The organism is Pantoea sp. PNT03 (genome assembly GCF_014852515.1).
In the GTDB taxonomy this organism is placed as follows: Bacteria; Pseudomonadota; Gammaproteobacteria; order Enterobacterales; family Enterobacteriaceae; genus Pantoea; species Pantoea leporis.
In genome coordinates, this window is record NZ_JACVBT010000002.1 from 468,883 (window position 1) to 491,642 (window position 22,760).

Here is a 22,760-nt window from a genome sequence, read left to right on the forward strand (position 1 = left end):
GCGGGTTGGGCTGGCGTAAGGCCCGGGAGTGCAGAGGGCGCGGCCAGGCGTCCTCTGCTCGGTCGCCGCACGAAGATACTGCAACTGCCTCAGCATAGGGCGAACGAAAGTCGCTCGGCGCTTAACTGAGCAGCATTACGCCATTCATGGCGACCTCATCTAACCGAAGCGTAAAAATCCCCCGCTAACTCGATAATTTCTTAAACCCGCCTGAAATCCTCTCGCGCGCGCCAGAAAACGCCAAAATATCGACTATGATTTGTTGTCCGACCTAACTTTCATCCCAAATTATTTATCGTTTTCAGCCAGTAGCGAATCGCTTGATGTCGTCCATTGCCCCTGCGTGGGCTAAACGAGGCAATTGAATGGAATTCAGATCATTTGAAAAATCCTGGGGCGCTGAGATTCTTGCTGATGACAGCGTCCGTTTTCGTGTTTGGGCACCAGGGCAGCAGCACATCACCTTAAGACTTGCCGATAACGACACCGCCATGCTCGACGCAGGCGACGGTTGGTTTGAGCTGCAAGTCAGCGGCGTGGCGCCCGGTGCAGAGTATAACTTTGTGCTGGACGATGGCACGGTGGTGCCGGATCCCGCCGCGCGTGCGCAAAAGGCTGATGTTAACGGCCCTTCACTGGTGGTCGATCCGCAAAGCTATCGCTGGCAGCACACCGAATGGCAAGGTCGTCCGTGGCATGAAACGGTGGTGTATGAAATGCACATCGGCACCTTCACGCCCGAAGGCACTTTCCAGGCGGCGATAGCTAAATTGCCGTGGCTGGCCAAATTAGGCATCACGCAGCTGGAAGTGCTGCCGGTGTCGCAGTTTGGTGGCAATCGCGGTTGGGGCTACGACGGCGTGCTGCTCTACGCTCCGCATGCGGCTTACGGATCGCCGGATGATTTCAAAGCCTTTATCGATGCCGCGCACGCGCACGGTTTGTCGGTGGTGCTGGATATCGTGCTCAACCACTTTGGTCCGGAAGGCAACTACCTGCCGCTGCTGGCACCAGCGTTTTTCCACCAGGAACGCATGACGCCATGGGGCGCGGGCATTGCATATGATGTCGATGCTGTGAGGCGCTACATTGTCGAAGCACCGCTCTACTGGCTGCAGGAATTTAATCTTGATGGCCTGCGTTTTGATGCCATTGACCAGATTGAAGACAGCTCCAGTAAGCATGCGCTGATTGAGATTGCCGAACGCATCCGTCAGGACATTCCCGAGCGCCCTATTCATCTCACCACCGAAGATTGCCGCAACGTTATCTTCCTGCATCCGCGCGACAAACAGGGCAACGCGCCGCTGTTTACCGGTGAGTGGAACGATGATTTCCACAACGCGGTGCACGTGTTTGCAACCGGTGAAACTCACGCCTATTACGAAGATTTCGCCGACGTGCCGGAGAAGCTGGTGGCGCGAGTGCTGACTGAAGGCTTTGCTTATCAGGGCGAACTTTCACCGCAGAGTGGGCAGCGGCGCGGCGTGCCGAGCGCCAGCCAGCCGCCGGTGGCGTTTGTTGATTTCATCCAGAACCATGATCAGGTGGGTAACCGCGCGCAGGGCGATCGTTTGCTCAGCCTGGCGGGCAGCGATCGCACCAAAGTGCTGCTGGCGACGCTGCTGCTGTCGCCGCATATTCCGCTGCTATTTATGGGCGAAGAGTATGGGGAAACGAATCCCTTCCTGTTCTTCACCGATTTCCACGGCGATCTGGCCAAAGCGGTGCGTGAAGGGCGCGCGAAGGAGTTCACCGGGCACGCCGGGCATGACGAAGAGGTGCCGGATCCCAACGCCGAGCAGACCTTTGCCCGCTCAAAACTTGACTGGGATAAGTTACAAACGCCTGAAGGCCAGAGCTGGCTGGCGCTCACGCGCGAGCTGCTGGCGCTGCGTCAGCAATATATCGTGCCGCTGCTGGCCGATGCGGGCGGCAACAGCGGCAAGGTGCTCGCCACCGCTGAAGGCTTTGTGGCCGTCAGCTGGCATTTCCCACAGGGCGAACTGTCGCTGGCGCTGAATATCGGCAAGCAGACGCAACCTTTACCCGCCACGCCAGGTCGCACGATTTTCGCCTGGCCGCAAGAAACTGAAGCATTATCACAAAACGCCATCGTGGTGCGTTTGGATCAGGGAGCAACAAAATGAGTATTCCAACCGCGACGTATCGTATTCAGTTTCGCAACGGCATGACGTTTGATCGCGCCGCAGCGCTGGTGCCCTATCTGCAACGCCTTGGCATCAGCCATCTTTACGCGTCGCCGATATTTAGCGCCACCGCCGAATCCACCCACGGTTACGACGTCATCGATGCCAATGAGATCGAACCGGCGATTGGCGGCCGCGACGGCTTTAATCGTCTGGTTGAGGCGTTGCAGGACGCGGAGATTGGCTTGATTCTCGACATCGTACCGAACCACATGGCGGCCTCGCTGGAGAATGCCTGGTGGCGTGATGTGATCGAGTATGGCGAGAGCAGCCGCTATGCCAATCATTTTGATATCGACTGGACGCGCCGCCTGACGCTGCCGTTTCTCGGCGACAGCTTCGAGAACGTGCTGGAAAACGGTGAGCTGAGCATTAAAGCGCATCCGCAAACTGGCCATCCCGCGTTGGCGTATTACGACAGCTTTTACCCGCTGACGCCCGCCAGCTGGCAGGATCGCGCCGACGAGGTGCTGGCGATGACTGAAGCCAAAGCGATTGCTGAACTGCATGAGCAGCAGCCGTGGCGTTTGATCAGCTGGCGCGATGCACGCAGCGAGCTCTCTTATCGCCGCTTCTTTGAGATCACCGGTCTGGTCGGCGTGCGCGTTGAAGATGAAGCAGTGTTTGCCGATTCCCACCGGCTGATTCTTGAACTGGTGCGCTCCGGTGCGGTCAGCGGCCTGCGCGTCGATCACGTTGATGGCCTTGCCGATCCACAAGGCTATTTGCGTCAGCTGCGCCAGGCCACCGGCCCGGATTGCTACATCACGGTGGAAAAGATCCTCGCCGAAGGAGAAAAGATCCCTGACGATTGGCCGATTTCCGGCACCACCGGCTACGAATTTATTGCCGCGCTGTCGCACGCGCTGGTGGATGATTCGCAGATCGACACGTTGCATCTCGCCTATGAAGCCACCACCGGACAACGCAACGACGTTGAAGGCGGACTGCGCGTGGCGCGTGAATTGATGGTTGACCGCAATTTCGCCGGTGAGTTTGCGCGTCTGCTTAAGCTGGCGACGCAGATTGCCGGTTCCGAACATCGCAACCTTGGCGAAGCGGAACTGCACGTCGCACTGCGCGAAATCCTCATCGCCTTCCCGGTGTATCGCACCTACGGCCAGCAGGACGGCATGCCGCTTGAGGGCGAAGAGCTGCTGCAACAGGTGCTGGAAACGGTGAAAAACAGCGCGTCGCCAACGGTGTTGAGTTTGCTGCAGGCGATGCTGCTGGGCGCGGTTTCTGAAGAGAGCGAAAAAGACGCGCACGAATTCCGCATGCGCTTCCAGCAGCTGACCGGACCGCTGATGGCGAAATCGGTGGAAGACACGCTGTTCTTCCGCAATCACGTCGCGTTAGCCATCAATGAAGTGGGCGCAGAACCGCTGCCGCACGCCTTCTCGCTGGCGCATTTCCACAGCGAGATGCAAACGCGGCTGCAACAGCAGCCCGATGGCATCTCTTCCACCTCAACCCACGACACCAAGCGTGGTGAAGATGCGCGTGCGCGGCTGTATACGCTAAGCGAAGCCCCCGCGCTGTGGGCGGAACACGTAGCGCGCTGGCGGCAGATTAATCAGGCGCAGGTGGTGGAACTGGACGATGGCGCCGCGCCGGAACCGGCAGTGGAATGGATGCTGTATCAGGCGTTAGCCGGCGTGTGGCCGACCACCTTGCAGCCGCAGGATGCCAGCCAACTCGAAGAGCGCTTTATTCCTTTTGTCGAAAAAGCGTTACGCGAAGCCAAACTGCGTACCGACTGGGCAGAAAGCAACGAAGCCTACGAAAAAGCGGTGCTGGATTACGCGCGTCATCTTCTTTCACCGGCCAATCAGTTGTTCCTCAGCGACTTCAGCCACGCGTTGCAACCGTTTATTCAGGCCGGATTAATCAATAGCCTGACGCAAACGGTAATTAAACTCACCGCGCCGGGCGTGCCGGATATCTATCAGGGTAGCGAAGCGCTGGATTTCAGCCTGGTCGATCCCGACAACCGCCGCACGCCGGACTTCGCGCTGCTGGAGCAGCAGCTTGAAGAGTCCGCTTCGCCTGACTTTAACGACGCGCAAAACTGGCTGAGCGGCAAACTAAAACAACAGGTGATTGCACGCCTTCTGCATCTGCGCCGCGATTATCCGCAACTGTTCCGCGTGGGCGATTATCAGCCGCTGGACGTCAGCGGTGAACATCAGGAGAAAGTCATCGCCTTTGCGCGTCAGGACAGTAACCACGCGCTGCTGGTCATTCTGCCGCGCCTGAGTTTTGACAACGCGCAGTGGACGCAAACCGAAGTGGTACTGCCCGAGTCACTCGCCCATCGTCACTATCGCAACTTATGGAGTGGCGAAACCGTGACGATTGGCGATTACATCGCGCTGGATGAGGCGGCCTCAAGTGCGCCGTTAGTGCTGCTGAGCAGCTGATGCATTACCCGATTAATCTGTGTGGAGAATAATGGATGACAAGTAAGCCTCTAGAAATTACAGCAGGTTCGGGACAAGTGCTTGGCGCTAACTATGATGGCCAGGGCGTGAACTTTGCGCTGTTTTCGGCCTGCGCTGAGCGAGTCGAACTGTGTTTGTACGATGAGAGCGGCGAAAACGAAATCGCCCGCTTCGATTTGCCGGAATACACCCATGAAGTGTGGCACGGTTACATTCCCGGCTTGCAGCCCGGCGCGCTCTATGGCTATCGCGTGCACGGCCCGTACGAGCCGGAAAATGGCCATCGCTTTAACCCTAACAAACTGTTGCTCGACCCTTACGCACGCGAACTGGCGGGCGAATTGCAGTGGGACGAGTCGCACTTCGCGTATGACCTGCTGCATGAAGATAAGGATTTGAGTTTCGATACCCGCGACAGCGCACCGTTTACGCCCAAATGTGTGGTCATCGATCCCAATGAATTTGACTGGCAGGATGCTAATCGACCGAATATTCCGTGGTCGAAAACGGTCATTTATGAAGCCCACGTTAAAGGTTTTAGCCAGCTTAATCCGGCGGTGCCCGAAGAGATGCGCGGCACTTACGACGGTCTAAGCAATCAGGCTTCGATCGATTACATCAAAAGCCTGGGCGTAACCACCGTGGAGCTGCTGCCGGTGCACGGTTTCCCGGACGATCAGCATCTGCTGGATCGCGGTCTGAAAAACTTCTGGGGCTACAACACACTGGCGTTCTTCGCCCCGGCCACGCGCTACTTTGGTCCGCGCGGGATTCAGGGCTTCCGCGATATGGTGCGCGCCTTCCACGATGCTGGCCTCGAAGTGATCCTCGACGTGGTTTACAACCACACCGCCGAAGGCAATGAACTCGGCCCCACGTTGTCGTTTAAAGGCATTGATAACTACTCTTATTACCGCACGCTGCCGGATCAGCATCGCTACTACATCAATGACACCGGCACCGGTAACACCGTGAATACGTCGCATCCGCGCGTGCTGCAGATGATTCTCGATTCGCTGCGTTATTGGGCCGAATCCATGCATGTTGATGGCTTCCGTTTCGATCTCGGCACCGTGCTGGGCCGTGAACCAGAAGGCTTTGACCAGCGTAGTGGCTTCTTCGATGCCATCATGCAGGATCCAGTGTTGTCCAAACTGAAATTGATCGGTGAGCCGTGGGATATCGGGCCGGGCGGTTATCAGGTTGGCGGCTTCCCGCCGGGCTGGGCGGAGTGGAACGATAAGTATCGCGATACGGTGCGTGAGTACTGGAAAGGTGACATGGTCACTAATGACTTCGCCGCGCGCCTGCTCGGTTCTGGCGATCTTTACGATCAGCGCGGTCGCCGTCCCTGGTCCAGCATTAACTTCCTTACCGCGCACGATGGCTTCACGCTCAACGATTTGGTTTCGTACAACGAGAAACACAACGAAGCCAACGGTGAAGATAATAATGACGGCCACAACGAGAACCGTTCGTACAATTACGGTGCGGAAGGCCCAACGGACGATGAAGGCATCAACGCGGTACGTGAGCGGCAGAAACGCAACTTCCTCGCCACGCTGCTTTTCTCGCACGGCACGCCGATGTTGCTGGCGGGTGATGAGTTTGGTCGCAGTCAACTCGGCAACAATAACGGCTACTGCCAGGACAGCGAAATTTCCTGGCTGCATTGGGAAAACCTGCCGCCTTCTGCTGATGCACTGCGCGACTTTACCCGGCATATTCTGGCGTTACGCGCTCAACAACCGTTGCTGCGGCGTGAAAGTTGGCGCGATGGTATGGAAATCAAATGGTTTAACGCCGGTGGCGGCTTCCAGCAGGATGATCAATGGGATGATGGCACCACGCTCGGGGTGTATCTCGGTCGCCCGGATTTAGAGCCGGAAGAAGGCATCTGGCATGACGTGTTGATGCTGTTTAATCCGTATCAAGGCAATGTGCCGTTCAGTATTCCACAGTTTGGTGAAGGCGGCTGGGTGCTGGAGCTTTCGACGTCTGACAGCGTTGAGAAAGGGTTAGTGATTACCAAAGAGAAGGATTTCGAACTGGAAGGCCGCAGTATGGCGCTGTTCCGCAGGCCGTAATTATATAAATTTGCACAATAAATTGCGCCGCTACGGCAGCATGCACGCATTCGTAGCGGCGCGATTCTTCACGCGATTTGTGTTGTCAGAAATTAACTTTCACGCCCACCATCGCGCTGGTATCGCTGTAACCCTTATCCCCCATCTGCTGACCCATATTGCCCCAAAGATTAACGGTTTTATTCAGCTTCGCATCGACACCCACTTTCACTTCACCGAGGTTACGCGCTCCGGCTTGCTGCACGCTGATGCCATTCATGCTGCTGCCAAAGGTTTCGGTGTTGTGCACCCAGTTGGCTTCGATAAACGGCTCGAAGGTGCGGTTTTTACCATCATCAATGGCATTGTGGCCTTTGATGTAAGCGCGAACACCCAGACGCGTTTGCAGGTTGTTGTCGCCTTCACCCACCACGCGCGTGCCGTTTTGCTCTTGATGATCCTTCGCTTTCACGCCCATCCAGGTCGTCTGCGCCTTCGGCTGCAGATAGACGCTGGAACGCTCGCTCATCTCCGCGACTTTGAAGCTGTAACCGGCTTCCACTGACGCGGTGATGCCTCTCGATTTGTAGCTCTCTTCCGCGATGCCATCACCTTTCACGCTGTTATCAAACCAGTTGTAGAGCATCCAGCTGTCTACATAAGCTCCGGTCTTGTCAGCGTTGTCCTGCAACCAGGTCGCGTAAACGCCCGTGCTGTAACCGTGCACCTGACCTTTTGCGGTGTAACCCGTCACGTTGGAGTGTGTGTTACTTTGCGCATTAGCGTAGCCGCCCATGACACCCAGATGGAAGCGGTCCGCACCATTACTGCTCCACTGGGCGATATCGCCGCCTAACTGCATCACATAATGGTTACCGGTGGATTTCAGCTGGCCGGAACTATCGCTGAAGCGCGTGTGTCCACCTGCGTTACGCAACCACAAGCTGGTGGCGTGTTTCTTACCGTCTGCGCCAATGTAGTGAGTCTCACCCAGACGATCATCCAGCGAGGTGGTAAATAAGGTATTCGCCGCAGCGAGGTTAGCCGCATAACTGCCCGCTTCCGGACGCGTAATCGGGAAGCCTTTAACCGGCTTGCCCACATCGCCCGCATTACCTGAGCCACTGCCTGGCGTGCCAGTATCATCGCCTGGCGTGCCGGAGCCGTTGTCAGGATCGCCAGGATTAACCGGATTGCTGCCTGGATTGCCCGGTGCCACGTTGTTGCTGTTGCTCTCCAGTACCCATTTATTGGCATCCTGCACCAGATGATAATCGTAAGCACCGGCCACAATACGGCCCTGCTGGGTGAACGTACCGTTTACGTTGCCATCGACGCGAATCAGCTCGATACCATCGATGGTTTGCGCGCCGGTGCCGCCGGCGTTCTGCACCACCACGTTGCTGTTACCGGCGTAATCACCGGTGATGTGCAGGTGATCGGTCTCTGAGTGGTCATCCATCAGATGGGTTTTGAAGTCGATGGTACCGTTGGTGCTGTTCAGGCTGCTCAAGGTCACCTGGCTGAAGCCGGTGCCGGGTGCGGTCATATTCAGCGTGGCGTTATTCAGCGTCAGATTATCCACCGCAGAGCTCGACGTAACATTCCACTGGCTGCCATTCGCCAGATTCAGATTTTCCAGTGAGCTGGTCGCACCGTTCCAGACGGAGTTGTTATCGAGGTTGATGATGTTAGTCGCGGTGTTGGCGCGATCGATGATGACATCACCGTTAAATACTGAGCCGTTATCACCGGTCAATGTCACATTGCTAACCGTGCCTGTGCTGCTAACGCCAGTGGATAACAGCGTCGCGCCGGATAATAAAGCACCAGAGGCGGTCACCTGTGCATTCGCCGTATCAGTGACTTTCATGGCGATGCCTTCACTGGCAGTGACGGCGCTGTTAATCAGTGACAAGTTATTAGTATTGTTAGCTGTAGATTTGAAAAGTAACGCTGCGCTATTCGTGCCTTGCATAACGATCTGGGAATTTTCCATCGCCACGTTATTGTCGCCACCATTTGATCTCATGGTAAGACCAGAGGAGATGTCCAACCCTTCCTGGCTTTGAATATTTATGCGCAAATTATTTGCAACAATATGACTGCCGTCGTATGCCTGCAGGCCGGAGCCTCTGACAGCGCTGTTAATTTCGACATTTTCCAACGTTGAGTTATTACCAACCAGTTGAATACCGAAGATATTGGTTCCCGTAGTATTAATTTGGACATTTTTGGCGTTCAGCGTTGTGCCTACACCATGAACAAACACACCCGCCGCATTAGTCGCCATTGACCCATCATTATTGATAATGACGTTATCGAGATTAATTGCGCCAGTTGCATAAGCATCAACTGTTGTTGCTCCACCGTTAATGGTGGCATTACGGATATTTAATGCCCCGCCATTGAATGCCTGAACCGTTATTGTACCTCCAGTGGTGGTAATGGTGCCGCCATCATAATTCACCACTGAATTGCCTCCATTGGCACGCAGACCGTAGTTATTAATGCGATCGGTAAAGATATTGGTGTTAGTCAGATTAACCGTACCGCCGTTTTGCGCATATACCGCTTCGGAGGATGAGCCCGCCGTGCTGATCTCGCTGTTATTAACATTAACTACGCTGGCGTTTCCTGCGGCCTTAACGCCATTAGTCATGTGGCCTTCTGCTTTGATGACGCTATTGTTAATTGTTATCTCGCCACCAGTGGCGTTGACCGCATGAGCACCATCGCCCGTGGTACTGATGCTGCTATCACTGATGGAAAGATGCCCAGCACCCGCTGCCGCAAACGCACCGAAGGAATTGGCTCCGCTGGTTTTAATGGTGCCGTTAGTCAGCGTGATATCACCATCGCTGGTTTGGACCCCGTATGAACCTTTGCCAGATGTAATGATATTGATACCGTCACCAGTGATAGAGCCGGCACCGCGCGCATAGAGTCCATGCGACGTGGCTGCAGAGGCTTTGATATCGATATCTTTTAAGGTCACCCCAGCGCCAGTATCTGCGAATGCACCGTGCCCATAGGTATTTGAAGTGGTGATGGTGCCAGTGGTGAAATCAACTGTCCCATTATTTGTGGCGCTTACGCCGCGCACATATTCGCCGGTTCCCGCACCTACAATATCCTGATTATTTACAATGACCGGATTGCCATTAGCAATGATGGTTCTGGCAGCGATTGCCGTTGTAGCATGCAGAGCCACTGTAATCGCCAGCGCCACACCGGTTAACGCCATGGCTTTGCTTGCGGACGGCGTTAACACCGAAGAGGAATGGGATTTAACCTTGCCCTTAGCCAGCTCCGAGGCCACCACATAACGCTGCGTTGCAGCATGCCAAATCACACGGAATATTTTATTCATGGGATTTTACTCTCTCTAAGTTCAGAAACTTTCACGATTTCCGAAATGATAGAGAGCGGGTCTGTAAGGCAATATCGGAGGGAGCGCGGAGTTTTGTAGTCCTTTACTTATCCGACGCAATACAGCACTGGTATCAGGCAAAAATGTTAAAAATTAGCGTGATAACCAGTTGAAGACTTAAACCCTGAATAAAAAAATTAACTAATTTCCTCAATCTGCCGATGGTTATTAATCTGCCCTCTTCCCTACGCGGCTTTTGCCGGGACGCTTTAAGATTAAGGATAATAAAATGAACATCTCTCAACGTCTGTTTGCCACCTTTTCCATACTGTTTGGCGCCATCATCCTGCAAGCGATACTCGCCATTTCCTTACTCTCTGGTTTTCAGGATCGCTTTGAATATGTACAGGCCAATGCGATTCCCTCGATCAAAGATCTGGGGAAACTGATTGATGGCAGTAACCAGTTGGCGTTAACGCTCTACAAACACAAAAGCCAGACCGACGACAGCAAAATGCCGGCTATTGAGGACGAGATCCAGAAACAGCTGGCGGATTTGAAGGCGCAGACCGATTACTACATGGCGCACGATATCTCCAGCGATGAAGATAAGCGCTTAACCGAAGTCGCTTATGCCAATATTCAGCACGTCACCGCCGCACTGGCGCCATTTATCACCGCCTCGCGTGCGCATCAAAATGATATCAGCCTCAAGCTGATTGATGGACAAACCGGTATCGGAGCCGCCATTCGCCAGCTGATTAGCGATTATCAAAAACAGCTGCAGCTGAATATCGCCATTGGCGATGAACTGCGCGCCACCAACCGCAGCACGTTCCACTCCGTGTTATGGACCACCATCACCGGCGTTATCGCCACCGTGCTGATTTTTGGCGTGCTGTCGCTGTTCACCGTATTGCGCATTCGTCGCAGCTTGTCTGCTGCGGGCAAAGTGATGATGACTGCCAGCGAGAACCTCGATTTAACGCTGAAAGCAGATGAGAGCCGTCGTGATGAAGTGGGCAACATGGCGCACTCGTTTAACGTCCTGATGGAACGCGTTGCAGGCGCGCTCTCTTCGGTGCGTCAGGCGTCACAATCAGTGAGCAGCGCATCGGTACAGATTTCCGCGGGCAATGAAGATCTCTCATCACGCACCGAGCAACAGGCGGCATCGCTGGAGCAAACCGCGGCCAGCATGACCGAGCTGAGTGAAACCGTGCGTCAAACCGCCGATAACACGCGCCAGGCCAGTCAGCTTGCCGCTAACGCCAGCGGATTGTCGGAGAAGAGCAGCACATCACTGACCACCATGCTTTCAACCATGGATAACATTCGTGGTAGCTCGCGCAAAGTGACGGAAATCGTCTCGATCATTGAAGGCATCGCCTTCCAGACTAACATTCTGGCGCTGAACGCCGCCGTTGAAGCCGCGCGTGCCGGTGAACACGGCAAAGGTTTCGCCGTAGTCGCCGGTGAAGTGCGCAACTTGTCGCAACGTTCAACCACCGCCGCGCGCGAAATCAAAACGCTAATCGAAGAGTCACATCGTCTGACCGAAGCCGGTGCTGCGCAGGCCAGCGACGTAGGCCGTAATATGAGCGTGATGAACGATGCCATTCATCAGGTAAGCCAACTGGTGGAAGAGATTGCCGCTGCCGCTGTCGAGCAGAGTCAGGGCATCGTGCAGGTGCAGCAAGCGGTGAATCAGATGGACGACGTTACGCAGCAGAATGCCGCGCTGGTGCAAGAAGCCTCTGCCGCTTCGCAATCGCTGCAGGAACAGGCCGGGAATTTGAATCAGCTGGTGGGTAAATTCAATGTCGCGGCGGCTGGCGAAGTTCAGCAAAAGCAGGCTGTGGTGCGTACGGCTTCATTCGTTAAACCCTCGCGCGTTGCGGTGGTGAATGATGCGGATTGGCAGAGTTTTTAAGCTGATTTAGCCGGTGCGCATACATGTGCACCCTACGAAAACGCTGGGTCGCCAATCATGGCGACCACGCAGCCTTTGCCAGGCAAACGCTGTCATAATCTCCCTAAACTCTCCAATAGTTAACCCGCTATTAGTGGTTCCACTCCTCTCTTTTGAACAAAAAATAGCGTTCATCACGTTGTAATCTGGCCGCCTGTAATTCAGGGAGGATGATTATGGATACGGTTGAGCAGCTTAATGGGACGTACTTCTATGCTGGACGTTCGAATCTAGCGAGCAGTGAACTCCTTTTTATGATTTTTTGTGAAAAGGTTGTCGAACAATATGGACTGGGTGTTGCTGATTTTTCAGCTGTTGCGGCTATCGTTTCAGGTAGAAATAACTTATCAACGAGAGGGAAGATTGGTGGTAATACTACGAAAGGGACTTCCTATGCCTCTAAGGCTTCACGAGCCGTATTCAAGAAAGCCAAATTCCCCTATGGGATTGAACTTCCAACATGGTTAGGGGGTTATACCCCATGGACTGCAAGGAAAATCTATGTAAGGAATATTGGCACTTTTGTGGGGCGAACCGTTCCACTACTCGGTGTCATTATACTCGCTGCTGATATATCCCAAATAGTTTACTATACAATCAGGGACTACAACTTTATTGTCTCAGAAGCAGATAAAATATGGTAAGTAATATCGAACAGCAAATATATGATTTCATTCGGCCGTATGCCGGAACCTATTTGTTCAACATTAGAAAAGTGATTCTTACCCATGAGACTGATCTCGATACCGATCTGAGTATTGATGAGTATGAGGTTGAGGAGTTAATGAAAGAGTATTTTACGAAATTTAACGTTGACCCCGCTGGTTTCGATATCAAAGTTTATTATCCGGATATCCCATTTTCCTGGAATCCTTTTAAGAAAACTACTCCAGTTCAGGTTCCCGACTTTACGATAGGAATGTTAATAGAGTCCGCTAAAGCAGGCTGTTGGTTATATAAATAATACAAGGAGAATTGACATGGCAGTTCCAGTTCATATGTGGATTAAAGATGATGGCGGTGCTGTAATTCGTGGTGGTTCTGATGTGATGAACCGAGAAGGGAGTATCGAGCTGAGGGGTATTCACCATAATCTCAGCATTCCCACGGATAACAGCTCCGGCAAGTTGACTGGAACCCGGCAACATGCTCCGTTTCAGTTCGAGAAAGAAATTGATTCTGCCTCCCCTTATCTTTACAAGGCAGTAGCCACAGGCCAGACGCTGAAAGCTGCGGAACTCAAATGGTACCGCATCAGTGATGCTGGTCAGGAAGAAGAGTACTTCAACATATTAATGGAAGACGTAAAGGTCATCTCGATATCGCCGATCATGCATGACACGCGTAATTGTCCAGGAACCGGGCATATGGAAAGCGTTGCGCTGCGTTACGCGAAGATCACGTGGAAATATGTTGATGGAAATATTCAATTCACCGACGCATGGAACGAAAGGCCAACGGCATAATTAATGCGGAAATCCTGCGTGAGGATTTCCGCTGAGAATTAATCACAATATCTTCACACCTTAAGCATTTTCACCGTGGCATCAATATCAATTTCATCCGCCGTGAAAATCAAAGTCGTTCCCTGAAAGGTGGTTACCGCCAGTTTTTTCAGTGAGCGCGTTTCATCCGGCTTAACGTCTGTTTTCGGCTTGATGCTATTCATCAGAATACCTACCGACAGCACGGTATTCTCTTTATCGATGCGCGTTTCAACCGGCACGTCTTCGCTGTAAACCACATAAGATTTGATCGAGGTGAGCTTCAGGCGCTCGCCGGCAATATAGATGTATTTGCTCTCAGGCGAGACCTTCACCGCATACGCTGACAAACCTTTATTATTGGTGGTGGGTTCAAAGGTCACCGCCGCGTCTTTCTTAATCAGCTCAGGGTTAGCGACCTTAATCACATGGAAATAGCGGTTATCGCCATTTTCATCTTTGATAAATCCAAAACCTTTATCCTGAAACCAGGTTGTGATCGTTCCGTTCATCGCCATTGCCGCCTACCTAATCGTTATCTACTCAGTTTTTTCAGCGCGCAGTGTAAAGCACATTGCCTGCGCAGACCACGTCTTTGCTTTAAGTCTGGACGATAAATTTCGCCTGAGCGAATAGACACATGCCCGGATTCGCCAGTTGCCGCAAAATTCGCTATTATCCGCATCCCTTCGCCAGCCGGGCAGCCTGATGTCTACGATTATCGATACCTTTATTGCCCCGCAATGTCTTGAAGAGATTGAGATTCTCTATCGGGACGATCATCTGCTGCTGATCAATAAACCTGCTGGTCTGCTCAGCCTGTCGGGGAAAAATCCGCTCAATCTCGATTCTGTGCATCATCGGTTAGTGAAGCTTTTCCCCGGCTGCACGCTGGTGCATCGTTTGGATTTCGGCACATCAGGGTTAATGGTGATTGCCCGCAATAAGGCGATCAATGCCGCACTTTGCCAGCAGTTCAGCCAGCGCAGCGTGACCAAGATTTACCGCGCACTGTTGTGCGGGCATCTGCATGATGACGAAGGTGTGATTGACGCGCCGATTGCCAAAGATCCGACGCTATTTCCATTGATGTCAATTTGCCCAATCAATGGTAAGCCAGCTCGCTCACGCTATCGGGTTATTGAGCGCACTCATCACCTATTGGAAGATAAGACGTTCATGCCATTAACGCGGGTGGAACTTACGCCAGAGACTGGACGCACCCACCAGCTGCGTATCCACTGCCAGCTGTTGGGCCATCCGATTTTGGGTTGCGACCTGTATGGCGGTCTTATGCTGGCGGGGACCGAACACATCCCGCGTCTGATGTTACACGCCAGCGAGTTTAAGTTTGTTCATCCGGTCAGCGGCGAGTGCCTAAACGCCCGGTGTGCCTGCCCGTTCTGACAGCGCAACCGGCATTGTGCTTACCACATTAAATCATCAGGCACTTTGAAATCAGCGTACGGATCGTCTTCATCCTGCGCTTCCTGACTCAATGCACTATTCAACACGATGCTGTTCGCATCACGCTGCGCAATTTTATCGGCGACGCTGGCAGGAATAATCGCGTATTGGCTCTCGCCTTTGCTATCGACGGCCAGGCGCGCAATCGCCAATCGGCCATTAATCAGTTGTGTCTGCGTTTGCTTATCAACGTCGATTTTTTTAATCAGATTATTGTCGGTGAAATTAAAACCAATATTGCCTTTAGAGATATCGATTTTGTTCATTTCGATCAGCTGCTTAACCTGCGCTTTGTACTCTTTCGATAACGCCGCTTGCTTTTGCTGTTCGCTCAACTGCTTATCACGCTCAAGCTGAGCCCTTTTGTTCTCTTCCACCGCTTCTCTGGCCTCACGAGCCTGAACGCGTGATTTCTTAGCGGTTCTCTGGACCTTGTCCATTTTTTTGCTGCTGACTAAACCTGCTTTCAGCAGCTGCTCTTGTAAGGTGAGTTTTGCCATTGTCGTGTCTTAACCGGTTAAAAATTTGTGGAAGAGTATACCTTTAATTGTAGAGCCTCTGCCAGGTTGAACAGGCTGGCTACAGTGAGCGCCGTTCATCCTCCCCACCACATCATGAAATTCCTTCATGTTCGATGAAATTAAATCACTTTTTTTCAACCAGTGACTCAGGCATAAAAGTACCATTGTTAATAACTTAAAATAATATCAAGCCTGCTGAATGAAAGTACCCTGCAAAAGCATTGGGAAATCCTGAAATCCAGCGACAGCAAGGCTTTTTATTGGTAACCGGGATAGCAGACTAAAATGAACAACGCCTTTACTTTTACGGTTAAGAGCCTTCGTTTCGACGAAAATTACAATCCTTCTGGCAATACACGCATCACCACCAATTTTGCCAATTTGGCGCGTGGTGAAAAGCGTCAGGAGAACCTGCGCAACGCCTTAGTGATGATTGATAACCGTTTCAATTCACTGGCGCATTGGGACAACCCTAAAAGCGATCGTTACGCGGTTGAGCTAGAGATTATTTCTGCTGAGCTGAATCTGGGTGCTGAGGGCAACAACAGCACCTTCCCGGTGATCGAAATATTGAAGACCAATATCGTTGATAAAAAAACCAACGAACGCATTGAAGGGATTGTTGGAAATAACTTCTCTTCTTACGTGCGTGATTATGATTTCAGCGTTTTGTTGTCTGAGCACAATAAGAACCATACTGAATTCCGCACGCCAGATAATTTTGGCGATCTGCATGGCAATATCTTCAAGCACTTCGTTAACTCAGAAGCTTACAAAGCGAATTTCAATAAAGCCCCGGTTATTTGCCTGAGTGTATCCAGTAAAAATACCTATTACCGCACCGGTAATGAACATCCGGTATTGGGCATTGAATATCAGCAGGATGAACTTTCTCTGACTGACGAATACTTCGGCAAAATGGGCCTGCGGGCACGCTATTTTATGCCGGCAAACAGTGCTGCGCCTCTGGCCTTCTATTTCCATGGCGATTTACTCAGTGATTACACCAATCTTGAGCTGATTAGCACCATCAGCACCATGGAGACGTTCCAGAAGATCTACCGCCCTGAGATTTACAATGCGAATTCTGCAGCTGGTAGACACTATCAGCCAAGCCTGAGTCATCAGGATTATTCTTTAACGCGAATTGTTTATGATCGAGAAGAACGTAGCCATCTGGCTATTGAACAAGGAAAGTTCACGGAAGAGCGCTTCATCAAGCCATATCAAACTCTTCTTGAGCAATGGTTTACTCCCGTTCTTTGATTACCGATAAAAATATAAGGTCACCTGCTATGAAAAAATTATTACCGACTTCCACTGCTGGTAGTTTACCGAAACCATCGTGGCTGGCTCAGCCGGAAACGTTGTGGTCACCGTGGAAATTGCAAGATCAGGAATTAACCGACGGCAAACAAGATGCGCTGCGTTTGTGCCTGGACGATCAACAGCAGGCAGGAATTGATATCGTCAGTGACGGCGAGCAAACCCGCCAGCACTTCGTCACCACCTTTATTGAACATCTCAACGGCGTAGATTTTGAGAAGCGCGAGATCGTTAAAATCCGCGATCGTTATGATGCCAGTGTGCCGACCGTTGTGGGTCCGGTGAGTCGTCAAAAATCAGTGTTTGTTGAAGATGCAAAGTTTTTACGTCAGCAAACGGATCGTCCCATTAAATGGGCGCTGCCGGGTCCAATGACCATGATCGACACGCTTTATGACAACCACTATAAAAGCCGCGAAAAACTGGCATGGGAATTCGCTAAAATTCTCAATGAAGAAGCGAAAGAGTTAGAAGCGGTGGGCGTCGATATTATTCAGTTTGATGAGCCGGCATTTAACGTCTTCTTCGACGAAGTGAATGATTGGGGTATCGCAACCTTAGAAAGAGCCATTGAAGGGCTGAAATGCGAAACCGCAGTGCATATTTGCTACGGCTATGGCATCAAAGCGAATACCGACTGGAAAAAGACGCTGGGCACAGAATGGCGTCAATATGAAGAGATATTCCCTAAACTGCAAAAGTCGAATATCGATATCATCTCACTGGAGTGTCAAAACTCGCATGTGCCGATGGAGTTGATGGAACTGATTCGCGGCAAAAAAGTGATGGTTGGTGCCATTGACGTGGCAAGCAATACCATTGAAACGCCAGAAGAAGTTGCTGCAACGCTGCGTAAAGCCCTGCAGTTTGTCGATGCTGATAAACTCTACCCGTGCACCAACTGCGGCATGATTCCCCTGCCACGCGGTGTGGCAAGAGGCAAGCTGGATGCATTGAGTGCAGGTGCAGAAATTGTTCGCAAAGAGCTGTTGAATAAATAACACCAGATAAAAGCTCAGTCCGGGATTATTACCCACCCGCAACCGGACTGAGCCGCTGAATTAAGGTTTGTTAATCTGCCCACCCGATTTTCTAAAATCAATCACCATCGTTTGCCCATCCTGAAAGGCGTCAAAATCGGGTCCCTGCGCCAGAACCTGACGCGGTTTGATTACTCTCATTTCATCCGTTGCTTTCACCGCTTTCAATCTCAAACCTACATGTTTGATCAGCGCCAGCCATATCCACGGTTCAGACTCACCCAACATTTTCATCCGAATATGATCGATGATGGGGAAGTTACGAATATTGGTTTGTACTTCCGGAGCATCATTCAACTGCCCAATAAAGGCGAGTGAATCAATCGCTTGGGCAGCGGGAGCAGAGAGCGTGATTTTGATCTGATTCATCACCTCCATTTGATAACGTTGATCGTTAACTACAGTGTTAAAAGTGACCAGCATCACCGTCAGATGATAAAACAGCAATATCGCACTCAATCCCGCCAGCCAGCTTGTTATTGCAGGTAATGAATAAACGGCTACATAGAAACAGAACAGGAAAGTAATGCTGCACGCGCCCAGCATACGCGGTGCAAATAACGGCGTGGCTAAGGCCAATGAAAGTCCGGGGATGGCGATGATGACGATCAATCCCGCACTGAACAGCAATAAGACCGCATTTAGCGTCAACTTCTGCTGCTGTTTTAAGTTTCGAACCATCAAAACAAGGCCTGAAAACATTATCAGCATAGGCAGCCCTATAAATACCATCATGCCGCGCGGATAGGCGCTGAGAAAAAGATCACTGAACGCCTTAATAGTGTTGATAAGTACTTGCAGAGAATCGGAATTCAGTGATAACAACTTGCTGTGTTTCATGCTGTACCAGTCGATCTTCACCGGCAATAAATAATTCATCGCGAGTTTATAAACCAGGATGGCAATGCCCAGCGCCACTATTTTCCCGCACAGCCACTTCCAGCTGGATTGATCATTTACCAGTCGAGAGACGACCAGCAAGGCTACGCAGGCAATATAGACATTGAGCCCTGGCTGATAGAGTGTCTGAATCAGCAATAATATCAGCGCCGTGTAAACGATCTCCTGAAAAGGCTTTGCGCGATTAACCATGCTTGCCAGCATGGCGCCTGCAAATGACAGAAGTATGGTGAGACTGTCATAGGTATAGAGCATTCCCTGCGTCAGAAAGGGATTAAGAATGACAAATAGCGGCGGGAGAAATGACCAGAAACCCGCAAGCGGAATTCTCAATCTTTCCGTGAAAAATACCGCAGCAATACTTAGCGCCAGCAATCCGAGCAGTAAATTAAGCGGAGAAATATCGCTGACCGTATCACCAAAAGAGATCAGGGATTGTAATAACCAGGTGCCCGGCCTCCCGTTACTTAGCCATGTTGACCTATCTCCATCTAATATCCGGTAAAGATCATCCCGATAATAAATTTTGTTGGTCCATAGAGGAATCGTGGCCAGCAATGCCACCATCATAGTCAAAGCAATACGTTGCATCCGGCTTACCGACGGAGAATCATTAACGGGCATCATTTTATGAGTGAATTTCCATCGAACGGGGTCGGGCGGCCTTTTATTTCCGCGTAGTTACAAACTAGTGTAGGCGGTTTTTTTAGAACGGATGCTCAGGAATGATAAACATCATTGGCAGCTGCGGGATGTGCAGATAACATGTCGCTTTATCTCTTTCAAACAGGCAACGTCGGCAATGGCTCTGATCCCTAAAAATTACTCGCGGCTGGAAAGCGGCTATCGAGAGAAAGCATTAAAAATCTATCCGTGGGTATGCGGCCGCTGCTCGCGTGAATTTGTTTATTCCAACCTGCGTGAATTAACCGTTCACCATATCGATCACGACCATACCAATAACCCGGAAGATGGCAGTAACTGGGAGTTGTTGTGCCTCTATTGTCACGATCACGAGCACTCGAAATACACCGAAGCGGATCAGTACGGCACGCGTGTTGTGGCGGGTGAAGATGCGCAGAAGGATGTTGGTGAAGCCACCTACAATCCTTTTGCCGATTTGAAGGCCATGCTGAATAAGAAAAAGTAAGGCTAGTTTCAGAAATAGCGATCGCCATAAATGGTGTAACGCTCGCCAGTTAAGACATGAAAATCCCTCATTACCGAGAGCACACATTGTAGCGGCGCAATTCATTGCGCGATAAATCGCGCCGCTACGGAAGGTGCGGTGATTTGATACGGCGGTTAACTGATCGACATTACGCCATTTATGGCGACCGCTTTACGCTTACTTATTGGTCTTTGTACTATTGCTGAACTGCTCGGTGAGATAGTTGCTGGTGTTATTCAGCACGCTGACCATCTTATCCAGATTGGTGAACTGCTTTTTATACCGCGCAATCGTGTCATCGATACGTTTGCTGGCGGTATTGTACTGATCGGTTAGCGTATTCAGTTTTTTACTGATGGAATCCGTCGCGCCCTGCAACACACCTTTACTGCTGAGAAATGCGGTGAATGTGGTGTTCAGCACCGTCGAAACACCGGTTTTTTTGCCATCACCGACAAACATGTCCCGAATCGCTTCTGGTTTCACTTGCAAGCTGGTGGTCAGTTTGGTGGCATCCAGCTTAAGTTGGCCGTTAGTGGGATCGGTAGTAATGCCCGCCTGAGATAGCGTTTTATAAACCCCTGAACCCGAGCTGTTGGCCAGAATACTTTTCAGTTGCACCTGAATATTACGCAGTGTGCCATCACCGAGTAGCGCTCCATTCTTCCCGTCCGGATCTTTACCCGCATCCACTGGCGTGTATTTAGTCAAACTCGCCATCGTATCCTGCAGCGAGTTATAGGCATTCACCCAATCGGTAATGGCGGTTTTCGCCTTGTTGGTATCGCTGCTCACCGTCAGCGTTTGGTTGCCGCTGGTTTCATCGTTAAGCTTCAGCGTGATGCCTTCCACCGCGTCGGTGATAACGTTGCTGCTGCTCTCAATCGCCACATTGTTTACGGTCAGCTTGGCATTCTGCGCCTCGACGCTTTGCGCCATTCCGCTGCTGGCCGCATCTGATGCATCAAAGCCGATAAAATCCTGCAAGGTATCATCGCCGGTCACGCTCAGCGATTTCACCGCATTGGCGGTGCCGGATGCCGATGATGTCAGCGACAAACGGTATTCCGTGGCGGAGACCTTGATCAGGCTTGCAGTAACGCCAACGTCGGATTTGTTGATGGTGTCACGAATCGCCGAAAGCGAAGTCTGATCTTTGGTTAGCGTAATGCTTTTCTCTTTACCTTCCGCGTTAACAAATTTCAGGGTTCTGGACGCGGCATCGCTACCTATCGCCGCTTTGATATCGGTTTTTGTCTCGCTGGTTAGCGTCTGGGATTGCGCCAGCTTCTGCACGCTGATGGTGTATTTTCCCGCCAGCGCATTGCCGTTGGAATCGGCGCTAAACGCACTGGAACTGGATGCTGTGGTCGTCGAAGTATAAAGCGCGGCATCGTTTAATTTATTGTTTGCCGTCTGGAAGGTCTGAATCGCGGTTTTAAGGGTGCCGTAGGCGGACAACTTCGCGGTCGCAGCGGATTGTTGTTTGGAAATCGGTGCCAGCGATTGTTTTTCTGCCGCGGTCAGTTTGTCGAGAATGGTGCTTAAGCCCAGTCCTGAACCGACGCCTAATGTTGAAATCCCAGTCATGTACGCAACTCCTGTTAATTTAACGTTACGGTACTATCGGCAGCCTTAACGCAAACTTTATAGAAATCTGATCATTTCCTTACGTTATCCTTACATTCATTAAATTGCGCCATCAACGCATCTGATTCATTGCGCTGGAAATATGATGCGTTTCACATTTAACTGTCGCTCTGCTTGTCGGGAAAGCAGAGCCGATTATGATCTGGCGAGATTGTTACTGCGTTCAGCGCAGGCAAAACCTGACACGCCGTCCTCCCGGTGGGTCAGGTTTTTTATTTTCAGGGCAGATAAAAAATGAAAATCGCGAAAATCCTCAACAATAATGTCGCGGTGGTGCTGGGCGACAACGGCAAAGAACAGGTGGTGATGGGACGCGGTTTGGCGTTTCAGAAGCGCGTTGGCGACGAACTGGATGCACAGCAGATCGAAAAAGTGTTTGCGCTGCAAAGCGACACCTTAACGGGCCGGCTCAGCGAACTGCTGTCGGATATCCCGCTCGAGGTGATCACCACCAGCGAACTGATTATTGCCAATGCGCGTCAGCAACTGGGCCAGCCGCTGCATGAAAGCCTCTCCATCGCACTGTGCGATCACTGCCATTTTGCGATTGAGCGCCACCAGCAAGGTATCCCGATTCGCAACGTGTTGAAGTGGGAGATCAAAACGCTCTATCCGAAAGAGTTTTCCCTCGGTATCGAAGCGCTGGCGCTGATTCACAAACGGCTTGGCGTGAAGTTACCTGAAGATGAAGCCGGATTTATCGCCCTGCATCTGGTGAATGCGCAGCTCGGCAATGATTTCGCCGATGTTTCTCACATCACGCAATTTATGCAGGAAATCCTGCATATCGTGAAGTATCGCCTGCAGCTGGATTACCGCACAGAGAGCCTGAGCTACAACCGTTTCGTCAACCATCTGAAGTTCTTTGCACAGCGCATGTTGGGCAAACGCGGCGTGTGGAGCGAGGATGAATCTTTACATGATGTGGTGCGCGACAAATATCCACTCGCCTATCAATGTGCAGTGAAGATTGACCAGCATATTCAGCAGAAATACCTGTATCAGCTCTCCAGCGAGGAACGCATGTTCCTCACTATTCACATTGAGCGGGTACGCAAAGAGACGCTGGCGTTGCAGGATGATGCGAATGAGGCATAACCAAATTTGTATCGCGCACGTTGCGTAGCAGCGCGATT

General features: G+C 51.5%; 17 protein-coding genes. 12 read left to right on the forward strand and 5 right to left on the reverse strand.

What is annotated here, in order from left to right; translation table 11 throughout:
* Nucleotides 1-365 precede the first annotated feature (365 nt).
* From treZ to glgX, 3 genes are read left to right on the forward strand one after another with little or no spacing between them, the layout of a single operon-like run.
* A complete protein-coding gene (gene treZ, locus IB226_RS10265; RefSeq protein ID WP_192235124.1) occupies nucleotides 366-2,150 on the forward strand; it encodes a malto-oligosyltrehalose trehalohydrolase in 1,785 nt (594 codons plus the stop codon).
* The gene (treY, locus tag IB226_RS10270) at nucleotides 2,147-4,633 is read left to right on the forward strand and encodes a malto-oligosyltrehalose synthase (RefSeq protein ID WP_192235125.1); all 2,487 of its coding nucleotides are present in this window, start codon (nucleotides 2,147-2,149) and stop codon (nucleotides 4,631-4,633) included. Before treZ ends, treY begins: the two co-directional genes overlap by 4 nt.
* A 35-nt stretch (nucleotides 4,634-4,668) precedes the next feature.
* Nucleotides 4,669-6,741, forward strand: coding sequence for a glycogen debranching protein GlgX (gene glgX / locus IB226_RS10275; RefSeq protein WP_192235126.1), 2,073 nt, complete (start codon nucleotides 4,669-4,671; stop codon nucleotides 6,739-6,741).
* Nucleotides 6,742-6,826: 85 nt separating this feature from the next.
* Here glgX and IB226_RS10280 read toward each other — a convergent pair whose 3' ends face one another.
* Complete coding sequence (locus IB226_RS10280; protein WP_192235613.1) at nucleotides 6,827-10,093, reverse strand: autotransporter outer membrane beta-barrel domain-containing protein; 3,267 nt, start codon at nucleotides 10,091-10,093, stop codon at nucleotides 6,827-6,829.
* Nucleotides 10,094-10,382: 289 nt separating this feature from the next.
* Here IB226_RS10280 and IB226_RS10285 point away from each other — a divergent pair, with 289 nt between their 5' ends.
* The 4 genes from IB226_RS10285 (at nucleotide 10,383) to IB226_RS10300 (ending at nucleotide 13,531) form a co-directional block, all read left to right on the forward strand.
* Nucleotides 10,383-12,026 (forward strand): methyl-accepting chemotaxis protein, encoded by a 1,644-nt coding sequence (locus tag IB226_RS10285; RefSeq protein WP_192235127.1) that lies wholly within the window; start codon nucleotides 10,383-10,385, stop codon nucleotides 12,024-12,026.
* A gap of 215 nt (nucleotides 12,027-12,241) precedes the next feature.
* Nucleotides 12,242-12,709, forward strand: coding sequence for an STM2901 family protein (locus IB226_RS10290; protein WP_192235128.1), 468 nt, complete (start codon nucleotides 12,242-12,244; stop codon nucleotides 12,707-12,709).
* Nucleotides 12,703-13,029: a DUF1493 family protein gene (locus tag IB226_RS10295; protein ID WP_192235129.1), complete on the forward strand. Its 327-nt coding sequence runs from the start codon at nucleotides 12,703-12,705 to the stop codon at nucleotides 13,027-13,029. Before IB226_RS10290 ends, IB226_RS10295 begins: the two co-directional genes overlap by 7 nt.
* Before the next feature lie 16 nt (nucleotides 13,030-13,045).
* Nucleotides 13,046-13,531: a type VI secretion system tube protein TssD gene (locus IB226_RS10300; RefSeq protein WP_192235130.1), complete on the forward strand. Its 486-nt coding sequence runs from the start codon at nucleotides 13,046-13,048 to the stop codon at nucleotides 13,529-13,531.
* Nucleotides 13,532-13,584: 53 nt separating this feature from the next.
* Here the strand turns inward: IB226_RS10300 and IB226_RS10305 are convergent, their stop codons facing one another.
* Nucleotides 13,585-14,067 (reverse strand): cold-shock protein, encoded by a 483-nt coding sequence (locus IB226_RS10305; protein WP_101761317.1) that lies wholly within the window; start codon nucleotides 14,065-14,067, stop codon nucleotides 13,585-13,587.
* A 190-nt stretch (nucleotides 14,068-14,257) separates the two neighbouring features.
* Here IB226_RS10305 and IB226_RS10310 point away from each other — a divergent pair, with 190 nt between their 5' ends.
* Entirely contained in the window at nucleotides 14,258-14,956 is a 699-nt protein-coding gene (locus IB226_RS10310) for an RluA family pseudouridine synthase (RefSeq protein ID WP_192235132.1), read from the forward strand.
* A gap of 20 nt (nucleotides 14,957-14,976) precedes the next feature.
* Here the strand turns inward: IB226_RS10310 and IB226_RS10315 are convergent, their stop codons facing one another.
* Complete coding sequence (locus IB226_RS10315; RefSeq protein ID WP_110867170.1) at nucleotides 14,977-15,516, reverse strand: DUF2058 domain-containing protein; 540 nt, start codon at nucleotides 15,514-15,516, stop codon at nucleotides 14,977-14,979.
* Nucleotides 15,517-15,822: 306 nt separating this feature from the next.
* Here IB226_RS10315 and IB226_RS10320 point away from each other — a divergent pair, with 306 nt between their 5' ends.
* On the forward strand, nucleotides 15,823-16,803 hold the full coding sequence (locus IB226_RS10320; protein WP_110867169.1) for a DUF1852 domain-containing protein: 981 nt from the start codon (nucleotides 15,823-15,825) through the stop codon (nucleotides 16,801-16,803).
* A 29-nt stretch (nucleotides 16,804-16,832) separates the two neighbouring features.
* On the forward strand, nucleotides 16,833-17,864 hold the full coding sequence (locus tag IB226_RS10325) for a methionine synthase (protein WP_101761313.1): 1,032 nt from the start codon (nucleotides 16,833-16,835) through the stop codon (nucleotides 17,862-17,864).
* A 60-nt stretch (nucleotides 17,865-17,924) separates the two neighbouring features.
* On the opposite strand, the gene IB226_RS10330 is transcribed toward IB226_RS10325, so the two are convergent.
* On the reverse strand, nucleotides 17,925-19,394 hold the full coding sequence (locus IB226_RS10330; protein ID WP_192235135.1) for a glucosyltransferase domain-containing protein: 1,470 nt from the start codon (nucleotides 19,392-19,394) through the stop codon (nucleotides 17,925-17,927).
* A 211-nt stretch (nucleotides 19,395-19,605) separates the two neighbouring features.
* Between IB226_RS10330 and yajD the strand changes: the two genes are divergently transcribed.
* The gene (yajD, locus tag IB226_RS10335; RefSeq protein WP_101761311.1) at nucleotides 19,606-19,953 is read left to right on the forward strand and encodes an HNH nuclease YajD; all 348 of its coding nucleotides are present in this window, start codon (nucleotides 19,606-19,608) and stop codon (nucleotides 19,951-19,953) included.
* Nucleotides 19,954-20,151: 198 nt separating this feature from the next.
* Here the strand turns inward: yajD and fliD are convergent, their stop codons facing one another.
* Entirely contained in the window at nucleotides 20,152-21,564 is a 1,413-nt protein-coding gene (gene fliD / locus IB226_RS10340) for a flagellar filament capping protein FliD (protein WP_110867167.1), read from the reverse strand.
* Nucleotides 21,565-21,858: 294 nt separating this feature from the next.
* Between fliD and licT the strand changes: the two genes are divergently transcribed.
* Nucleotides 21,859-22,722 carry a BglG family transcription antiterminator LicT gene (licT, locus tag IB226_RS10345; RefSeq protein ID WP_192235137.1) on the forward strand — a complete coding sequence of 288 codons (864 nt, stop codon included), beginning with the start codon at nucleotides 21,859-21,861 and terminating at the stop codon, nucleotides 22,720-22,722.
* The last annotated feature ends 38 nt before the right edge of the window (nucleotides 22,723-22,760 follow it).